The organism is Aurantimonas aggregata (genome assembly GCF_010500835.1).
In the GTDB taxonomy this organism is placed as follows: domain Bacteria; phylum Pseudomonadota; class Alphaproteobacteria; order Rhizobiales; family Rhizobiaceae; genus Aurantimonas; species Aurantimonas aggregata.
This window is the reverse complement of sequence record NZ_JAAAMJ010000010.1, coordinates 32921-52329: the sequence shown is the minus strand read 5'-3', so window position 1 is coordinate 52329 and position 19409 is coordinate 32921. Positions and strand designations below refer to the sequence as shown.

General features: G+C 69.1%; 15 protein-coding genes. 5 read left to right on the top strand and 10 right to left on the bottom strand.

Features of this window, described 5'->3' with window-relative positions:
• Nucleotides 1-4: 4 nt before the first annotated feature.
• From GTW51_RS13605 to GTW51_RS13595, 3 genes are all read right to left on the bottom strand, one after another.
• A complete protein-coding gene (locus GTW51_RS13605; RefSeq protein WP_163044488.1) occupies nt 5-5485 on the bottom strand; it encodes an alpha-2-macroglobulin family protein in 5481 nt (1826 codons plus the stop codon).
• Between the two features lie 143 nt (nt 5486-5628).
• Nucleotides 5629-6273 (bottom strand): alpha/beta hydrolase, encoded by a 645-nt coding sequence (locus GTW51_RS13600; protein ID WP_163044487.1) that lies wholly within the window; start codon nt 6271-6273, stop codon nt 5629-5631.
• A gap of 10 nt (nt 6274-6283) precedes the next feature.
• Nucleotides 6284-7231, bottom strand: a complete 948-nt coding sequence (locus GTW51_RS13595) for a ring-cleaving dioxygenase (RefSeq protein WP_163044486.1) — start codon at nt 7229-7231, stop codon at nt 6284-6286.
• A gap of 313 nt (nt 7232-7544) precedes the next feature.
• Between GTW51_RS13595 and GTW51_RS13590 the strand changes: the two genes are divergently transcribed.
• Nucleotides 7545-8180 carry a nucleoside/nucleotide kinase family protein gene (locus GTW51_RS13590; RefSeq protein ID WP_163044485.1) on the top strand — a complete coding sequence of 212 codons (636 nt, stop codon included), beginning with the start codon at nt 7545-7547 and terminating at the stop codon, nt 8178-8180.
• Between the two features lie 83 nt (nt 8181-8263).
• Here the strand turns inward: GTW51_RS13590 and GTW51_RS13585 are convergent, their stop codons facing one another.
• Nucleotides 8264-10915, bottom strand: a complete 2652-nt coding sequence (locus GTW51_RS13585; protein WP_246233095.1) for an outer membrane protein assembly factor BamB family protein — start codon at nt 10913-10915, stop codon at nt 8264-8266.
• A gap of 232 nt (nt 10916-11147) precedes the next feature.
• Between GTW51_RS13585 and GTW51_RS13580 the strand changes: the two genes are divergently transcribed.
• A complete protein-coding gene (locus GTW51_RS13580) occupies nt 11148-11540 on the top strand; it encodes a GFA family protein (RefSeq protein ID WP_163044484.1) in 393 nt (130 codons plus the stop codon).
• A 169-nt stretch (nt 11541-11709) separates the two neighbouring features.
• Nucleotides 11710-12939: an MFS transporter gene (locus GTW51_RS13575; RefSeq protein ID WP_163044483.1), complete on the top strand. Its 1230-nt coding sequence runs from the start codon at nt 11710-11712 to the stop codon at nt 12937-12939.
• 27 nt (nt 12940-12966) lie between these two features.
• Here GTW51_RS13575 and GTW51_RS13570 read toward each other — a convergent pair whose 3' ends face one another.
• The 5 genes from GTW51_RS13570 to GTW51_RS13550 all read right to left on the bottom strand — a co-directional run bounded on the left by GTW51_RS13570 (nt 12967) and on the right by GTW51_RS13550 (nt 16666).
• Entirely contained in the window at nt 12967-13599 is a 633-nt protein-coding gene (locus GTW51_RS13570; protein WP_163044482.1) for a LysE family translocator, read from the bottom strand.
• 14 nt (nt 13600-13613) lie between these two features.
• The gene (locus GTW51_RS13565; protein WP_163044481.1) at nt 13614-14024 is read right to left on the bottom strand and encodes a DUF1801 domain-containing protein; all 411 of its coding nucleotides are present in this window, start codon (nt 14022-14024) and stop codon (nt 13614-13616) included.
• A gap of 67 nt (nt 14025-14091) precedes the next feature.
• Nucleotides 14092-15102, bottom strand: a complete 1011-nt coding sequence (locus tag GTW51_RS13560; protein WP_163044480.1) for a sensor histidine kinase — start codon at nt 15100-15102, stop codon at nt 14092-14094.
• Between the two features lie 260 nt (nt 15103-15362).
• Nucleotides 15363-15791 carry a tautomerase family protein gene (locus GTW51_RS13555; RefSeq protein ID WP_163044479.1) on the bottom strand — a complete coding sequence of 143 codons (429 nt, stop codon included), beginning with the start codon at nt 15789-15791 and terminating at the stop codon, nt 15363-15365.
• Between the two features lie 119 nt (nt 15792-15910).
• Nucleotides 15911-16666: an SDR family NAD(P)-dependent oxidoreductase gene (locus tag GTW51_RS13550; protein WP_163044478.1), complete on the bottom strand. Its 756-nt coding sequence runs from the start codon at nt 16664-16666 to the stop codon at nt 15911-15913.
• Between the two features lie 161 nt (nt 16667-16827).
• Between GTW51_RS13550 and GTW51_RS13545 the strand changes: the two genes are divergently transcribed.
• Complete coding sequence (locus tag GTW51_RS13545; protein ID WP_163044477.1) at nt 16828-17715, top strand: AraC family transcriptional regulator; 888 nt, start codon at nt 16828-16830, stop codon at nt 17713-17715.
• A gap of 68 nt (nt 17716-17783) precedes the next feature.
• Here GTW51_RS13545 and GTW51_RS13540 read toward each other — a convergent pair whose 3' ends face one another.
• Nucleotides 17784-18164, bottom strand: a complete 381-nt coding sequence (locus GTW51_RS13540; RefSeq protein ID WP_163044476.1) for a winged helix-turn-helix transcriptional regulator — start codon at nt 18162-18164, stop codon at nt 17784-17786.
• Nucleotides 18165-18261: 97 nt separating this feature from the next.
• Between GTW51_RS13540 and GTW51_RS13535 the strand changes: the two genes are divergently transcribed.
• Complete coding sequence (locus GTW51_RS13535) at nt 18262-19323, top strand: SDR family oxidoreductase (protein WP_163044475.1); 1062 nt, start codon at nt 18262-18264, stop codon at nt 19321-19323.
• The last annotated feature ends 86 nt before the right edge of the window (nt 19324-19409 follow it).

Genomic DNA, 19409 nt, shown 5'->3' with positions numbered 1-19409 from the left:
CCCGTCACCGCAGCGGGCCGACGACGCTGACCCGGCTCTCGTCGGTGCGCCCGCGCCGGGTCGGGTCGTACATGTTCTCGACCAGGGCCGCCGGATGCACGAACTCGCCCGGCGAAACCGCCCGGACGATATAGGCGAAGCGCCGCGTCGCGGTGTCGCCGTCGCCCTGGTCGACGGCGGCGAGGAAGCGGTCGGCGCGGAACTCGGTATGCGCCGCCTCGCCGGTCAGTTCCAGCCAGTCGAGCGCCGCGACGTCGCCGCCGCGCAGGATCGCCGGATTGTCGATCTCGAAGCCCGCCGGCAGCGGATCGTCGATGATCAGCCGCGCCGGCCCGGAGTCCACCGGCGTCATCTCGACCACCGCCACCAGCCGGTCGCCCTGGCCGATCTCGGCCGGGTCGGCGAGGTCGCCCTCCAGCGTGTAGTAGCTGCGGCTGATCGCGTAGCCGTCGACCGAGGCCGGCGGCGCGATCGCCGGCACGCCGCGCAGCGTCACCTCCGCCGTCACCGGCGTCGCCGCCCGGTTGGCGAGGTCCAGTCCACTGGCGAGACCGGCCGCATCGAAGGCGCGCGAATAGACGCCGTCGATGTCCTCGCCGCCGACGGTCAGCTGCGGCGGGTTGCGGCCGAGCAGCGCGTGGGCGGCCAGCAGCGACCAGGCGTCTTCCTGCGTGCTGGTGTGGCGCGTCTCCTGCCGCGCCGCATTGACCCGCTGCACCAGCCCGTCGAAGGAGAGCCCGTCGACATCCGTCTCCAGCCCGAGCGTCAGGATCGCGGCATCGTCGCGCAGCGGCGTGCCGAAATCGGTGCGGCCCGGGATCGGCGTCATCCGGCTGGCGGACGCGTCGATCGCCGTACGGAAGATCCGCTCCGCCCGCACCCGGTCGCCATAGAGCGCCAGCGCCGCGGCGATCTGCGCCTTGGCGAGCGGCGTCCTGAAGTTGTCCAGTTCGTTGTCGGCGAAGTAGCGCAGATCGCCGATCGCCGCCCGGCCGTTGCGGGCGAGGACGTAATAGGCGTAGGCGACCGGGCCGAAATCCGGCTTTTCCGGCAGATAGGCGAGGCTGTTGCGCAGATTGTCGATCGCCAGGGTGAAGGCGGTTTCGGGCACCGCGTAGCCGGCTTCCCTGGCGCGGGTCAGGAAGTCGGTGACATAGGCATCCAGCCAGAGGTCGCCGTAGTCCGGCTGCCAGAGGCCGAAACTGCCGTTCGACGACTGGTTGGCGAGCACCCCGGCGATGGCCTCGTCGACCCGCTGGCGCACGTCGTCGGTGCGGCCGAGCCCGGCCGCGATTATGGTCGGGTCGAGATAGACCAGCGGCATCGCCCGGCTGGTGATCTGCTCGGTGCAGCCATAGGGGTAGCGGTCGAGGGCCCGCACGACGCCGGCGACGTCGAACTCGGCGGCGCCTGTCACCGTCAGCGTCGCGGCGCCGGTGCCGGGCACGAGGTCGGCGAAGATGTCCGGATCGAGCGCCAGCCGCCCGCCATTCGCCGAGAGCACGACGCGGCTCCGCTCGACGGTTTCGGGCGCGATCGAGCGCACCGGGATCGAGAAGGCCTTGGTCAGGACCGCCCCGTCCGGCAGGGTGAGCGCCACCTCGAAGGCGGCGTCGCCGATCGCTTCCGCCGTCACCGGCAGCATGAAGCGCTCGCGCGCCCCTTCGCCGAGGTCGAGGCGCGCCGCGGCCTCGCCGCCGAGCGAGACGATGCCGGTACCGCCCGTCAGTGACAGGCCGATTTCGCCGGTCGGGCCTTCCACATGGGTGACGTCGATGGCGATCCGCGAGGAGTCGCCCGGCGCCAGGAAACGCGGCCGGCTGATGGCGATCACCACCGGATCGCGCACCAGCATGTCGGCATGCGCCTCGCCGACGCCGGTCTTGCTCCAGGCGAGCGCCATCAGCTTCAGCGAGCCGTTGAAGTCCGGAATGTCGAGCGGCACGGTCGCGGTCCCGTCGGCGCCGACCGTGACGATGCCGGAAAACAGCGCCACCAGCTCGTCCATCGGCGGCGGGCTCTCGTAATTGCCGCTGGCGTCGCCGCCCGAGCGCACCGTGCCGGGCGCGCCCTGCATCCGGTCGATCAGGCGGGAATAGAGGTCGCGGATCTCGACCCCCAGCCGGCGCTGGCCAAAATAATAGCCCGACAAAGACGGCGGCTCGAAGCGGGTGATGTTGAGAATTCCCTCGTCCACCGCCGCCAGCGTGAGATACGCCGTCTCGCCCGTCTGAACGCCGTCGACCGTGACCGCCACGTCGACGCTCTGGCGGGGCTCGATCTCGGCCGGCGCCGCGATCGAAACGTCCAGCTGCCGCTCGCCCGGATCGACGCTGGCATGGGCAAGGCCGATCGCCCGTCCCGGCATGCGCTTGGCGTCGAGATCCATCGGCCGGTAGACGATGGCCGCAATATAGGCGCCGGCGCCCCATTCGGGGGTCACGTCCAGCGTCACCTCGCCACCTTCCGCGCCGATCTCGGCGGTGGTCGACGCGATCAGGCTCTCGCCCATCACCAGCACTTCCGCCGTCCCGGCAAAGCGCGGCTCGATATGCACCGTCGCGGTGTCGCCGACGGCGTAAAGCGGCTTGTCGAGCGAGACGCGGGCCATGTCGGGCGTGTCCATCGACGCCGTCGCGACGTACCAGCCGGCGTCGAAGCCGGCGCTCGCCGGCAGCGCCGCGTCGCCCGGAGCGGTCAGCGACAATTCGTATTCGCCCCATTCGACCGGCAGCGACAAAGACGCCGGGGTGTCTGCCGCGATGTCGATCGTGCCGCTGGCGACGCGCTCGCCGCTGCGCACCGGCTCGTAGTTCCAGCTGCCGGCGGTCGAATACCACTGGAAGCGCGTATTGATCTTCTCCAGCCGCCACTCGACGCCGGCGAGCGACCGGCGCGCCCCGTCCGCATCGATGGCGATCACGTCGAACCCTGCCTCGGCACCCTCGGCCACGGCGCCATCGAAGCGCGGCTTGAGGCCGAGCCGCGGCTGCGACCCCGCCAGCGGCAGCGTCATCGTCCGCTCCACCGGCCGGCCGGACGCATCCATGACCCGAACCTGCAGCGAGGCCGTCACCGGCTTCGTCGTCGCCGGCGGCTCGAAGGCCGTCATCGCCAGCGTGGCGTTGCCGTCCACATCCGTCGTCGCGCTCTCGAAAGGCTGGCGGGTGGCCGTCGTGTCGTCGCCGGCAAGGCCGAAGCGATAGCCGGGGAAGGCCTCGATCGCGTCGGATGCCGTCAGCACCGCCTCGCCGCCGACCTCCAGTTCGCCGGCCGGCGCGCCGAACAGATAGCGCGCCGAAACATCGATCGTCGGCGGCGAAGTCGGGTCGAGCGTCTCAACCGAGGCGGCGAGATCGAAATCGATCGTCTCCGGCTCGAAATCCTCGACGATCACGGTCTTCTCGGCCAGCGCCGGCTGCTTCGGATCGGTGTGCAGCGCCACTTTCCAGACGCCGCGCATGGCGTTGTCCGGCAGGTCGAGATCCCAGACGAAGCCGCCAGCGCCCTGATCGGCGATCTGCCGGCGGGCGAACTCGACGCCGTCCGGCCGCGTGACGATGCCGGTCAGCGTCAGGCCCTCGACCGCCTCGCCCGTGGCATTGCGGACCGTGCCGGTGAAGAAGGCGGTGTCGCCGGTGCGGTAGATGCCGCGCTCGGCAGTGAGGAAGATGTCGAGCGGCCCGGCCGGTGCCCTTCCGCCGACGCCGCGGTCGGTGAGGTCGAACGGCGCCTGCGTCATGTCGAGGAACACGAAATCGCCGCCGCCTCTGTCCGCCGTCAGCACCGAGGGCCGGTCGCCGCCGGTGCCGCGCAAGAGGCCGGCGGGAAAGCGCGCATGCCCCGCCGCATCGGTGGTGGCGGTGCCCAGCACCTGGTTGTTGACGGCGACGAGTTCGAGTGCCGCGCCCTCGATCGGGCCGGCGGTGCCGAGCGAGCGGGCGAGGACGTGGAACCCGTCCTCGGCGGCGAAGCTGGTCAGGCCGATGTCGCTGACGACGAACCACTGCGTCGCCAGCGTGTCCTGGTATTGCGGGCCGTTCTTCGCCTTGGCGGAGAGGATGTAGACGCCGGGCTCGATCGTCTCGGCGATGGCCGAGACCGGGATCGCCGTCGTCACCTCGGCGTTGGTCTCGCGGGCGACGTCGACCGTGCCGGTCCAGACGTCCTCGCCGCTGTCGCTCGCCACCTCGTCGATCTGCCATTGCGACAGGCCGCGCAGGAAGCGCGCGTCGCCGATCGTGCGCGACAATGCGCGGTCGCCGATCCGCTGCAGCCTCGCCTCGATCTGGTCGGTGTTGATCGTCGTGACCGGGATCGTCGCCTCGCCGCCGGCCGGCAGCACATAGGCGTTCGTCGTAAAGCGCACCGACGGGTCGCGGTCGCGGACATACACGCTGATCTCGGCCGGCCGGCCCAGCATCTCGCCGTCGATCGCGGTGATGCCGGCCCGCGCGACGATGCGGTAGCGCTCGCCATGGGTGACGCCGTCGACGCAGATCTGGTTGCCGCTCGCCGTCACCGGCAGATTGTCGCCGCCCTCGACGCTGACATAGTCGCCGGCGTTCTCCGAGCCGGTGATCGCCCCTGACAGCGTGTCGGAGAAGGTCAGGCAGATGCGCGGGTTGGCGGAGTTGTTGTCGACCGTGTTTTCGAGGATGCGGAAGCCGTGCTCGGCGATGACCGCGTCGAGCCGCGACTGCACGGTTTCGACGTCGGCGATCTCGAGGCTTTCGCGATAGCTGCGGATGGCGCTCTTCCAGTCCTGCTTCGCCTCGAAGCTCGCCCCCAGCGCCCGCAGCGCTTCCGCCCGCCCGGCGTCGTCGGACGCCACCAGATAGGCGTTGACGGCGCCCAGCTCGCGGAACCGGTCGTTCTGCGGCCGCTCGGAATATTGCTCGGGATTGTAATCCAGTGCCGCGTCCGCCAGCCCCAGCCAGGCGCGATGGTCGAGCGGGTCGCGCTGCAGCGCCTCGCGCCAGGCGCGGATCGCCTCCGGCAGCGACAAGGCCGCTGCGGCGCGGGCGGCGAGACTGTCGGCGGTGACCTCGCCGAACTGGCTGTCGCGGTCGGCGCCGGCGAGTTCCAGCCGCAGCCGGCGTGCCTCGTCGAGCGTCGCGCGTGGCAGGAAGGCGAGCTCGGCCTCGCGGGCGGCGATCGTGTCGTCGTCGACGGCGGCCGCGACGACGACCTTGCCGGAGACGGCGCCGGCCACCGTGCGCAATTCGCCGACCTCTTCCTTGAGGAAGCACCACTGGCTGTTGGTGTTGAGCGTGAAGGCCTTGCAGCGCCGATCGCCGAGGCAGGCGGCGGTGCAGAGGTCGAGGTCGACTTCCTTCAGGATGTCGTAGTCACGGCCGAAATAATCGGCGCCCTCGGTGGTGACGATGCGCCGCTCGGCAACTTGCGCCCCTGCGGGAACGGCGACGACCAGAGCGAGGACTAGCGCGGCCAGCGCCGCTGACCAACTGCCGATGACGCGCATGCCTGATCTCCCGCCGGGACACATCCCTTGGCGGAGACTATGCTGGCGGGCCGTCATGCGCCAGCCGGAATCCGCGCCACCCCGCACTCTCTCCCGCCCGCCGAAACGCCGTCGGGGGGGGGATTGTCTCAAGCGCGAAAGCCTCAGCCGGCGAGCTTTGCCAGCAGGGCGCGGCCCTCGTCGATCTGGTCCTGGTTGATCGTGTGGGCGTTGCCCGGATAGAGCTTCGCCGTCACGTTCGCGCCGCGCTTCTGCAGGTGCTCCGCCGTCTCGCGGACCCTTGTGGCCGGGATGAACGGATCGCGCTCCGAGCAGCCGAGGAAGACCGGCATGCCCGTCAGGTCGGCCGGCGTCTCCCGGTCCGCCACCGATGGGCCGATCAGCCCGCCCGAGAAGCCGAGCAGCGCGCCGACCCGGCCGGGGTTGCGCGCGAGAAATTCTGCCGACAGGCAGGCGCCCTGCGAAAAGCCCGCCAGCACCAGGCGCTCGGGCCCGACGCCCTGGGCCGCGAGGCCGTCAAGGATTTCATCGACCCGCCCGAGCGCTGCCGACAGCGACGGCTCGTTGGCGGCGATCGGCTCCATGAAGGGCCGCGGATACCAGGCGCCGCCATCGGCCTGCGGCGCCAGATAGGCGATGCCGTCCTCGCCGAGCGCCTGGCCGAGGCCGAGAATGTCCTCGGCCGAGCCGCCGCGCCCGTGCAGGCAGACCACCGCCAGTTTCGCGGTGGCGAGCGATACCCCCGCCGTCAACAGGCGGAGGCGGGCGGCGAACATGTCGTTGGTCATCGTCGTCCCCTTATTTCAGCGGTTTCAGGTTTGCCTCGATCGAGGCCCGCTTGCCCTCCAGGAACGGCGGCAGCGACAGGCTCTCGCCGAGGCTCTCCATCGGCTCGTCGACGGCAAAGCCCGGGCCGTCGGTGGCGATCTCGAACAGGATGCCGTTGGGCTCGCGGAAATACAGCGAGCGGAAATAGTAGCGCTCGACCTCGCCGCTCGACGGCAGGCGGAAGCCCTTCAACCGCTCCGTCCACTGGTGCAGCTCGTCGATGTCGGCGGCGCGGAAGGCGACGTGGTGGACGCCGCCGGCGCCCTGGCTCGCCTGCGGCAGGCCCGGCTCGACCGCGACGTGCAGCTCCGCCGCCGGCCCGCCCTCGCCCATCTCGAAGACATGCACGGTGGCGCCGCCATCCTCGTAGCTGCGCGCCTCACGCATGTTCATCAGCACCGTCAGGATCGGCGCGGTGCGCGACAGGTCCGGCACCGAGATGGTGATCGGCCCGAGGCCGCGGATCTGGTGCTCGGCCGGCACGGTGCTGGCGTCCCACGGGTTGGCTTCGCCCTTTCCGCCGTCGTCGACCAGCCTGAGGCGCTGGCCTTCCGGATCCTCGAAATCGAGCGAGGCGCGGCCGTCGAGGTCGCGGACCGCGCCGACGTCGACGCCGGCCGACACCAGCCGCTCGCGCCAGTAGGCAAGGCTGTCCGAACCCGCCACCCGCAGCGCGGTGCGCGAGATCGCATGGGTGCCGCGCCGCTCGCGCGGTGCCGGCCAGTCGAAGAAGGTGATGTCGGTGCCGGGCGTCGCCTTCCCGTCCGCGTAGAACAGGTGGTATGCGCTCGTGTCGTCCTGGTTGACCGTCTTCTTGACCAGCCGCAGCCCGAGCAGCTGCGTGTAGAAGCGCAGATTGCCCGGCGCGTCGGCAGTAATCGCGGTCAGATGATGGATGCCTTTGAGGGCGAGGGACATGGCCGTCTCCGTTGCGTTCGATTGCTGGCACCAGATAAGCGGGCTCGGGGCACCGATTGAAAGGGCACTGCGCGTGACGAATCGTCTTCTTGGTGAACGGCCGTTGTCTCGAACCGACCCAGCCAGCGCGTCTCCGCCGGTCGCGGCGCTATGCGGCCCGCGCCCTGCCCGGACGCCCTGCGCGGGCCGCCCGGCCGGCTGTCGCCCTGTCCCGGCGCCGTCTGAGACCTTCCCTCCCGGCCGCCGGCCTTCCTTTCCGCCGCTCTCCGACGGCCCTCCGGCGCTGTCCCGCCCTGCACCCGAGGCCCGCTCGATGAGCCGCCTGACGCTCGACGACCTCGCCGCGTTGATCCTTGCCCGCCAGGGCGCCGCCGGCCGCCTCGTCGTTGCCATCGCCGGCTCGCCGGGCTCCGGCAAGAGCACCACCGCCGAGATGCTGCGCGAAAGGCTGAACGCTGCGTCGCCGGGCCTTGCCGACATCTTGCCGATGGACGGCTTCCACTACGACGACCTCGTGCTGGAAGCCCGCGGCCACCGCCCCCGCAAGGGCGCGCCGCACACATTCGACGTCGACGGGCTGGCGATCATGCTGGATCGCCTCCGGGCCGACGACGGCCGCGCCGTCGCCGTGCCGGTCTTCGACCGCGCCATCGAGATCGCCAGAGCCGGCGCCCGCATCATCGAACCCGCCGCCCGGATCATCCTCGTCGAGGGCAACTATTTGCTCCTCGACCACCCCGACTGGAGGGCCCTGCGCACCCGCTTCGACCTCACCGTCATGCTCGACGTCCCCGAAGCGGTGCTCCGCCAGCGCCTCACCGACCGCTGGCTCGGCCTCGGCCTCACCGGCCAGGCGCTGACCGACAAACTCGAGGGCAACGACCTGCCGAACATGCGGCTGGTGCTCGGGGGAAGCGTCGCCGCGGACGTGGTGGTGGGGGATGGGTGAAAGCGCCGCGGAAGGCGCCCCACCAGCCTGGGAGGAGTGGTCTTCCCTGCGCGCCGTTCTGAGCCCCTTCGCGGCCGCGTCCCTTACGGCTGCTCCTCCCCTTCGCCGCCGACACCCTCGGCCGGCAGGGCGTAGGCGATGAAGTAATCGCCGATCGGCGTCTCCATGAAGTCGTGGCCGCCGGCATTGATCACCACGATCTGGCGCCCGCCCGCTTCGTAGGTCATCGGCGTGGCCTGCCCCCCGGCCGGCAGGGCGACATCCCAGAGCCGCTCGCCGGTTTCCACGTCGATGGCGCGGAAGAGATCGTCGGTCGCCGCGCCGATGAAGAACAGGCCCGACGCCGTGATCACGCCGCCGCCATTGTTGGGCGTGCCGATCTCCAGCGGCAGCATCGACGGGATGCCGAAGGGGCCGTTCTTGCGGGCGGTGCCGAAGGGGCGGTCCCAGAGCACCTCGCGCGTCTCGAGGTCGATCGCCGCGATCCCGCCATAGGGCGGCTCGGAGCACAGCATACCGGTTAACGGTACCCGCCAGCCGGCATTGACGCGAATGCCGTAGGGCGTCTCCGCCTGCGGGCTGAGCGAACCGTGTGATCCTCCACCGACGTCGGGATCGTAATTGGGGTCGGTGATCGGCAGGACGCCCAGCTCCTCCACTTCCTCCCGCGGAACCAGCTGGTTGTAGTTGGGCATGTTGTTGTAGTTGGTGATCATGATGCGCTTCTCGGGATCGACCGCCACGCCACCCCAGTCGACCCCGCCATTGTATCCGGGGAATTGGATCCACGGCCGATCAACCGTCGGCGGCGTATAGACGCCGTCATAGGATGCCTGGCGGAACTGGATGCGGCACCACAGCTGGTCGAGCGGCGTCGCCCCCCACATGTCGGCTTCCGAGATCGTCGGCTTGAGCAGGTTCGGGAAGTCGGTCACGTAAGGCTGCGTCGGCGACAGGCGCTCCGGCTCGACGCCGCCCTGCGGCGCGGGCCGCTCCACGATCTCGACCAGCGGCTCGCCGGTCTCCCGGTTCAGGATGAAGAACTGGGCCTGCTTGGACGGCATGATGATCGCCGGCACATCACCCTCGGCCGTGGGGAAATCCACCAGGGTCCCCTGTCCGCCCAAATCGTAGTCCCACACGTCGTAATGGACCGTCTGGTAGTGCCAGGCGACTTCGCCGGTCTCCACGTCCAAGGCCACGATGGCGGTCGAATAGGTGTTTTCCGCTTCCGAGCGGTCACCGCCCCAGTAGTCGACGGCCGAATTTCCCATAGGCATGTAGACGAGCCCCAGATCGCTGTCGCCCGAGGCGATCGTCCACATGTTCGGGGTACCGGGCGTGTAGATTTCTCCTTCCGGCGGCAGGCCGGTTTCCCCCGGCCGCCCCATGTCCCAGGCCCAGTCAAGTTCACCCGTGACGGCGTTGTAGCCGCGGATGACGCCGGAAGGCGCTTCCCGCGTCTGCCCGTCGCTGACCTGGCTGCCCACGACCAGAACGTCACGCACCAGTGTCGGCGGCGAGGTGGGAGCATAGAAGCCGGGCGCGGTATCGCCGATTCCTTCCATCAGGTTAACGATGCCAGCATTGCCGAAGTCGGGGCACGGCTGCCCGGTCTCGGTATCGAGCGCGATCATGCGCGCATCGTGGGTGAGGTTGACGACGCGCGTCGCGCAGATATCGGTGCGCTCGGCCGTAGGATCCTCGAAATAGACCAGGCCGCGGCAGGAGGCGTTGTAACCGATCGCGTCGACCGGCGTCTGCGGATCGTAGGTCCAGAACTCGGCGCCGGTGGCCGCATCCAGCGCGCTGATCTTGTTCAGCGCCGAGCACAGGTAGAGGCGGTCGCCGACCTTGACCGGGGTATTCTGGTTGCCGAACGGTTCGTCGTTCTCGGGCAGATCACCGGTGCGGAACTCCCAGATCTTCTCGAGCTGCCCGACATTGTCCTTGGTGATCTGCGTCAGGGGCGAGTAGCGCAGCGCGTGGTGGGTTCCGCCATAGGCGGGCCAGTCCGTTCCGGTCTCCATGTTCACATAGGTGGGTTCGGACGCGGCCGTACCGGCAGCTTCCGCAGGGGGAACGGGAGCGGTTTCGGTGCCTTCCGCCTCGCGCTCCGAATTGAGCCCGTCGGGCGCGCCCGTGGTCCCCGCCGGCCCGGCGGGCTCGCCCGCGGTTGCCGGTGTGGCGTCGGGCACGATCACGGGAGTCTCGGCTCCAGCGGCCGGCGGCGAGACCGGCGCTTGCGGTTGCGCGGCTGGCTCTTCGGCTTCCTGGGCGACCGCGCTGTCGATGCCGTGGCCGGCAGTACCGACGGCGCCGAGCACACCCATCACGACCGCGGCCGTGGCACCAACGCCGCCCTGGTGGCGTCGAACCGAACTGCGCAGCGCCGGCAGCGTCGTCAACACCAGCAGCAGCACGACCGTCGGCGCCACCAGACGCGGCACCTGCGCCCAGGGATCCAGCCCCGCCTCCCACAGCGCCCAGACGATGGTGGCGAGATAGGTGACGATATATATCCAGACCGCCGTCCGCTCCAACCGGAACAGGAACCAAGCCGTCAGCAGCAGCCCGATGCCCGCCGGCAGGTAATACCAGGACCCGCCGAGCATGATCAGCCACAATCCACCGGCCGCAAGGGGCAGTCCGAAGATCACCAGCACGGCGGCCACGAACATGGTCCACCAGAACACGAAAGGCCGGTGCGCGGTCGGGGAAGCTTCGGACGTCATGCGGTTCTCCGTCTTTATGCTCAAGGGCCAACGCCCGAATGTTGCCACAGTTCCCTCCGCCTCGAATTCGATGTGCCGACCGAGGAAGATGGGGCCGCAGGCGTACTAATCTGCTTATCGTCTGGCGAGAGGTTCGCCATCAGATCGAGGGCACGGGGACAGGCGAGGCGAGTGGCGCGATCGCGGCAATCTGCCATCATCGGTTCGTCCTGAACCTCTTGGGAGGATGAGCATGACTCCACTCACCGGCGGCTGCCTCTGTGGCGACGTCCGCATCACCGCCACCGGCGCGCCCTATCGGGTGGGGCTCTGCCATTGTCTCGACTGCCGCAGGCTGAGCGGGTCGGTGTTCAACGCGTCGGCGATCTTTCCCGAGGCGGCGGTGACGGTCAGCGGCGAGACGCGCGACTTTGCCGGGCGCAGCTTCTGCCCGCGCTGCGGCGCCTCGGTGTTCGGGCGGAGCGAGGACGAGATCGAGGTGAGCCTCGGGGCATTGGACGAGCCGAGCCAGCTGACGCCGACCTACGAGCTCTGGACGATCCGCCGCGAGGCCTGGCTGCCGCCGGTGCCGGGCGCCCGGCAATACGAGCGCGACCGGGAATCCGACAGCCGACACGAGGCATAGCGGGGGCGCGAGCGGCGCGTGGTGGTCGCGGTCGGCGGGCGGCGCCTGGCCGGCGCGTCGCCCGGCCCGCCAAGAGGTATGGCCGCCATAGGGTTTGCAGTCGCCGCCGCTTCGGCGTAGGCCGACTGCGCCCGGCATCGGTGCCGGGATGCGTGACGGACGGTCCGAGATGAACACTGCCCCAGCCCAGTCGCTGAAGCCCCGCACCTATATGGCGGTCCTCGCGATCCTCGGCGTCGCGCATTTCCTCAACGACCTGATGCAGTCGCTGATCCCTGCGATCTATCCGATCATCCAGCGCAGCTACGATCTCGACTTCGCGCAGATCGGCCTGATCACCCTCACCTTCCAGATCGCCGGCTCGCTGCTGCAGCCGCTGGTCGGCGTCTACACGGACCGGCGCCCGGCGCCCTATTCGCCGGTCATCGGCATGGTGTTCACGCTCTCAGGCCTCATCGCCCTCGCCTTCGCGGCGAGCTACGCGGCGATCCTCGTCGCGGTGGCGCTGATCGGCATCGGCTCGTCGATCTTCCACCCGGAGGCGACGCGCATGGCGCGCTATGCGGCGGGCGGGCGGCAGGGCCTTGCGCAAGGCATGTTCCAGGTCGGCGGCCAGGCCGGCGGCGCGCTCGGCCCGGTCTGCGCGGCGCTGATCATCGTGCCGCTGGGCCAGCCGAGCCTTGCCTGGTTCACCGCGGCGGCGCTTTCGGCGATGCTGCTGCTGACCTGGATCGGCCGGCAGCAGGCGGCGATCAGCCTTCATTTCGCGGCGGTGAGGGAATCGCTCGCCGGCCATCAGGCGAATTTGCCGCGCCACGCGACGTCGACGATCGCCATCGGGCTCGTCGTCCTGACGCTGCTGATGTTCTCCAAGAACGCCTATGGCGAGAGCTTCCGCTCGTTCTACACCTTCTACCTGATCGAGCGCTTCGGCCTGTCGATCCCCGCCTCGCAGATGATGCTGTTCGTCTTCCTGATGGCCTCGGCGGCCGGCGCGCTGATCGGCGGCATCGTCGGCGACCGGATCGGGCGCTACCGGATCATCTGGATCTCGGTGCTCGGGCCGCTGCCGCTGACCCTGATCCTGCCCTATGCCGACCTGTTCTGGACGGGCGTCCTGACGGTGTCGATCAACCTAATCATGGCGAGCGCCTTCGCCTCGATCCTGATCTACGCGATGGAGCTGCTGCCCAACCGCATCGGCCTCATCGGCGGGCTGTTCTACGGGCTGAATTTCGGTCTCGGCGGCATCGCCGCGGCGATCCTCGGCGGCATGGCGGATCGCTACGGCATCGAGGCCGTCTACCATTTCTGCTCGTTCCTGCCGCTGGCCGGGCTGCTGGCCTGGTTCCTGCCCCGGATCGAGCAGGACCGACCGGGTGCCGCGGCCAAGCGCTGACGCGGCCGCGGACCGGCCCCTGCCGCTTCAGCCCCGCTGCAGCGCCAGCTGGGTGCCGAGGCCGACGAGGATCGCGCCGCCGGCGCGGCGGACGAGGCGCTGCGTGCGGCTGGAGCGTTTCAGCCGCTCGACCACCAGCCCGGCCAGCGCGACGCAGACGATGTCGGTCAGCGAAAACATGACGTTCACCGCGACGCCGAGCAGCGCCAGCTGCAGCCAGAGCGGAAAGGCGGCGCCGGCATCGACGAATTGCGGCAGGAAGGCGAGGAAGAAGATCGCCGTCTTGGGATTGAGGATCTCGACCGTGACGCTCTCGGCGAAGGCGCGGCGGGCGGAGCGCGGCGTCATGCGGGGCGTGTCCGCCTCGTCGGCCGGGACCGTCCGGAACAGCTGGATGCCGAGCCAGACGAGATAGGCGGCGCCGGCGAGCTTGACCGCGAGATACAGCGTGGGGACGGCGTGGAACAGCACCGACAGCCCGCCTGCGGCGGCGGCGATGTGGACGTAGCAGCCGAGATGCAGGCCGAGCACCGCCATCATCCCGGCGCGGCGCCCGCCTGCCATGGTCCTTGCCGCGGCATAGAGCATCGCCGGCCCCGGAATGACGGCGAACACCGCCGTCGTCAGAAGGAAGGCCGCCAGGATCTCGATGCTCGGCATGGTCGCACTCCCCTCTAAAGCCTGACGCCCGGCAGTTGGACCGCCTGGCGCAGCCAGTCGGCGATCTGCGCCGCGTCGAGTTCGTCCGCCTCGCGGATATTGACATAGCGCGTGCCCGCGACCTTCGAGGCCACCGGCGGCACCGGATCGAGGGATGTGCCCTGCATGAAGGTCAGCTGCACATAACGCCGGTAGCAATACATGGCGAAGAACCAGCCGTCGTCCTTGCCGTAGAGCGGCGTGTTCCACTTCACCGCCTTGCGGACGGCGGGAAACACGTCCTCGACGATCCGGTCGAGGCGCCGTCCGATGTCGCCCTGCCAGCCGGGCGCAGCGGCGATCCAGGCCTGGACGGGGCCATCGCCGTCGCCCTTGGGGATCTGCGGGTTGCCGCTGGACAGCAGTTTCGGCGGGGTCTCGTTCATCGGGCGATGCTAGCAAGGCCGTAAGCCGGGGGAAACCGGCGGCCGTCCCGGGCGGTGATCCGCCAGCCTACTCGGCCAGGCGGGCGGGATCGACCTTCAGCGTCACGATGAGGCCGCTTTCGGCCCAGTTGTAGTCGATCTTGCCGCGCAGATGGCCGGCGACGCTGCGCTCGATCAGCTTGCTGCCGTAGCCGCCGACGCCCGAGCGCGGCGAGACCTTCGGTCCGCCGCTCTCGGTCCAGACCAGCGTGACGGCCTCGTCATGCGCCGAGCAGGAGACGTCGAGCGTGCCGGTATCGACGGACAGCGCGCCATATTTCAGCGAGTTGGTGGCGAGTTCGTGGACGATCAGCGCGAGGATCGTTGTCGCCGAGTCGCCGACGCTCATGCGCGGCACCGAGACCCGGATGCGGCCGCTGAAGGCGCCGAGATCGTCGTAGGGCGCGAGCAGCACGGTCAAAAGATCGCCGAGCAGCGCGGAGGCCGCCTCGGTCTGCCCGGCGATCGGCCGGACGAGATCGTGGGCCCGGCCGAGCGCCGTCAGCCGCTGTGTCAGCTCGCGGGCCATGTCCTCCGTGGTCTTGGTCGAGCGCGAGGTGATGGCGGTAAGGCCGGAGGCGATGGCGAGGAGGTTCTTGACACGGTGGCTCATCTCGCCGGCGAGCAGCTCGCGCCCCTCCTCGGCCTGCTTGCGGCCTGTGACGTCGATGAAGATGCCGAACATGATCCGCCGGACCATGCCGACGTCGTCGCCCTGCCCGCGCGCCGAGATCCATTTCAGCTCGTCGCCGATCATGATGCGGAAATCGATCTCGTAGGCGCCGACGATCGCCCGCGTGGCGTTGAAGGCCGCCCGCACGCGGTCGCGGTCGGCCGGGTGGATATGCGCCGACAGATCCTCGAACTTGACGTCGGTGCCGCGCGGGATTCCCCACAGATCGTAGGCATGGTCGTCCATCGCCAGCGCGTCGGTGTCGACGTTCCACGACCAGAGCGTCACCCCGGCCGCCTCCACGGCGCGCACCAGGTTCTTCGGTTCCCAGAGAAGCGGCTTCAGGCTCTCGGCGGTGGTGGTCATCTCATCTCCAGCAGCCTGCGCGGCTCGGCAGGCAGGGCGGTCCTTGATGGCGCTATTTCGCAAGTCGACTATCAACTTGCAACCGCTGGTGAAGCCACAGCCGTTTTCCCTCTTCCCCCCGTGCCTTTCCTCGACAGACGTCCGGCGTCGGGACCCGGCCCCTTCGCCACGCCTAGCCGTTTACTTTCAAGCTGGCCTGGACCGCAGTCGAGATGCACCTCCCCCGTCGCCGGGGACCGTTCCGTGCCGAACGGTTCTCGTCAGAGGGGCGGTGCATCCCATGGTGTGGCACGAAGAGCCGCGAGGTCGCCCTGCTGCCCGAATATTCCCCAGTCGGCTTCGGGCACCTCCCGGATGACGACGTAGGCGGGGATGCGGCCGGTGAGTCCCGCGTGCTCTGCCAGCAGGTCGGTCGCACCCGCGATCAGCCTTTTCCTGCCATCGGCGTCGAGGCCGCCCTGCAAGACATAGATCACCAGGCTGATGATCTTCGCGGTCGCCGGCTTGCCGCCCATGAAGACCGCATCGGCCGGGTAATCGTTGAAGTAGACCCAAACCGTGCTGCGCACGAAGGCCGTGTCTGGGAGCGCCTCGCACGCGAGGCCATGGACGGTCAGCGCCGTCGCGAGTCTCTCGCGCGATACCGCGTCGAAAGTGCCCTCGGGCGCATGGATGATCATTTTCGGCATGGCTGTTTCCTGGAAGGTGACCCGGATGCTGTCGCAAGCGTCCCCGGGGTTTCGACGTCGGACGACGAGGGGACCGCACCGTGCCCAGCGGCACATGCGGCCCGGCAATCTGCGCGGCCTTAGATTCCCTGGCCGCCGGAGACCTCGATCCGCTGCGCATTGACCCAGCGATTGTCCTCGGAGAGGAGGCTGGCGATCATCGGGCCGATGTCGTCCGGCACGCCGACGCGGCCCAGCGCCGTCATCTCGGCGAAGTACTTGTTGAACTCCGGCGTGTCGCGGACGGCGCCGCCGAAGAAGTCCGTCTCGATCGCGCCCGGAGCCACCGTGTTGACGGCGATGCCCCGGCTGCCGAGTTCCTTCGCCATGTAGAGGCTCAGCACTTCCACGGCGCCCTTGACGGCCGAGTAGGCCGCCCATCCCGGGGCGGAGACGCGCGTGAGCCCGGACGACAGGTTGACGATGCGCCCGCCGTCGGCCAGCAACGGCAGCAGCGTCTGGGTCAGGAAGAAGACGCCCTTGAAGTGGACGTCGACGAGCTTGTCGAACTGCTCCTCGGTGGTGTCGGCGATCAGCGCATGGTCGCCGTGACCGGCATTGTTGACGAGGGCGTCGAAGCTGTCGCGCTGCCAAGTTTCTCGCAACGCCTGCCTCAGGCTTTCGGCGAAAGCGGCGAAGCTGGATACCTTCCCCGCATCGAGGTGCAGGGCGATGGCATTCCGGCCAAGGGCGCGGATTTCCGCCACAACGGCCGCGGCAGCATCCGCGCGGCTCTGGTAGGTGATGACGACGTCGCCGCCCTGACGGGCGATGCTGAGGGCGGTATTGCGGCCGAGGCCGCGGCTGCCGCCGGTGACGAGAGTGATCTTTGCCATAGGCTGGTTTCCCTGATGCAATTTCCGGATCGGCACGTCTTGGTGCGCCGAGACGGATATCGCCCCCGCCTCCTCGCTATTGTTGCCTGAAGCTCGCGGAGTCTTGCCTGAAACTCCAGAACGGCTAGGCAACGACATGCGCTTCCGCCTATCGTCCGGGCATGAACACGCTTCTGGACGCCATCCGGCATCACGCCGACACCCATGGCAGCAAGACGGGAATGGCTCCGACGCCCATTGCCGGCCTTTCGACCGTCCGCGCCGTGAGACCCAGCGGCCTGCTGCACGACATCTCGCGTCCGCTTGTCTGTCTCGTCGTCCAGGGCAGCAAGGCCGTCACCCTTGGCACAAGGCAGTTCGCGTTCTCCGCGGGGGAGTCGCTGCTGATAACCGCCGATGTCCCGACGGTCAGCCAGGTCACCCGGGCCAGCTCGGCCGCGCCCTACTATTCGCTCGTCATGGAACTCGACAGGACGGTGATTGCCGAGCTGGCGGTGGAGATGAGAGCCGTCCTCGTGTCCGAGGACGCGGCGGTGCGCGTCGATCCGACCGATGCGGAGGTGGCCGACGCGGCGCTTCGGTTGATGCGGCTTCTCGAGCGACCGCGTTCGGTGCCGATCCTGCAAGCGCAACTCATGCGCGAGATGCATTACTGGCTGCTGGCCGGCCGGCACGGCCAGGCCATCCGCCAGCTCGGAACACCCGACAGTCATGTGGCCCGGATCGCCCGGTCCGTGGCGGTCATCCGCTCGGCATATGCCCAGCCGCTGTCGATCCGGCAACTGGCGGCAGAGGCCAGGATGGGACCGTCCTCCTTCCACCAGCATTTCCGCGCTGTGACCTCGCTGTCGCCTCTCCAGTTCCAGAAACAGCTTCGCCTGATCGAGGCGCGACGGCTGATGATGTCCGAAGGCGTGTCCGCCAGCGCAGCGGCCTACGCGGTCGGCTACGAGAGCGTCCCGCAGTTCACGCGGGAATACGGGCGGCTGTTCGGCCTGCCGCCCGTCAGGGACACCAAAGCCGACTCGTCCGAGGGCAGGCGCGCCTAGGCGTCGGTCTTGCCGAACGCCCGAACACTCTCCGGCTTACTTTTCCATCGTGCAGGTACAAGCCAATCCTAGACCCGCCGCGCCGTCGTGCGGCTGCCCATCTGGTCGAGCGCGTCGGCGTTCCGTCTTCCCCATTCGTACAGCAACTCGACCGGCTCGACGAAGCGATTGCCGAGGTCGGTCAGCCGGTATTCCACCGCCGGCGGCACGGTTCCCTCGACATGCCGGGTGACGAGGCCGCTGGATTCCATCTCGCGCAAGGTCTGGGTCAGCATCTTCTTCGAGATGCCCGGCAGGCTGCGCTGCAGGACGCCGGTGCGGGCGCGGCCGTCGTGGCGGACATGCAGCGTGTGCAGGACCATGCTGGTCCATTTGGTGGCGAAGATTTCGAGCACGCGGCGCGGCGCGCAGTCCTCGCGCCACTCGCCCTCGGCGGATCCGGGTTGCACGTGGTTACCTCCAGGTGGCTAGGTCCCTGTTTGGTGCCGTCTAGCGGATGGCGCGGCCGCCGCCTAGCTCCGTCGTCAAGCGATCAAGGAGACAGACATGGCCAAGACGGCTCTCGTAGTGGGTGCAAGCGGCATCATCGGCAGCGCGACGGCGACGCTTCTCGTCCAGGAAGGCTGGACCGTGCATGGCCTGGCACGGCGCCCGGTCGAGCAGGATGGCGTGACCCCGGTCGTCGCCGATCTGCAGGATGCGGCCGGGACGGCGGCGGCCCTGGCGGACATCGATCCCGATGCGGTGTTCCTGACGACGTGGCTGCGCCAGGACAGCGAGGCGGAGAACATCCGCGTCAATGCCGCAATGGTGAAGAACCTGCTCGACGGGCTCCGCCCCACCGACAAGGCCCGCCACGTCGCGCTGGTCACCGGGCTGAAGCATTATCTCGGCCCCTTCGAGGCCTATGGAAAGGGCGCGCTGCCGCAGACGCCGTTCCGCGAGGAACAGGGCCGGCTCGACGTCGCCAATTTCTATTATGCGCAGGAGGACGAGGTCTTCGCCGCAGCGGCGCGCGATGGCTTCACCTGGAGCGTGCATCGCCCTCATACCGTTATCGGCAAGGCGGTCGGCAACGCCATGAACATGGGCACGACGCTGGCGGTCTACGCGACGCTCTGCCGCGAGACCGGCCGGCCATTCCGCTTCCCGGGCTCGACGGCGCAGTGGGAGGGGCTGACCGACATGACCAGCGCCAGCCAGCTGGCGCAGCATCTCCTGTGGGCCGCGACGACGCCGGCAGCGGCGAACGAGGACTTCAACGTCGTCAACGGCGACGTCTTCCGCTGGAAATGGATGTGGGTTGAGATCGCCGCCTGGTTCGGCCTTGAGCCGGCGCCCTTCGACGGCACGGTCGTCCCGCTGGCGGACCAGATGCAGGGCGACGACCAGCTCTGGCGCCAGATCGCCGCGCGCGAAAACCTCGCCGAACCCGATCTGTCGCGTCTTTCCTCGCCGTGGCATACGGACGCCGATCTTGGCCGGCCGATCGAGGTTGTCACCGACATGAGCAAGAGCCGGCGGATGGGCTTCACCGCCTACCAGCCGACCGACGACGCGTTCTTCGACCTCTTCGAGCGGCTGCGGGCCGACCGGCTGATCCCATAGGCCAAAGGGAGCGTTGCGGAAGCCAACCCCCTCTCTTGCCCTCAAGGGGTGAGAGGCCGTCGAGAGCGGCGACGCTTTGGCCGAGG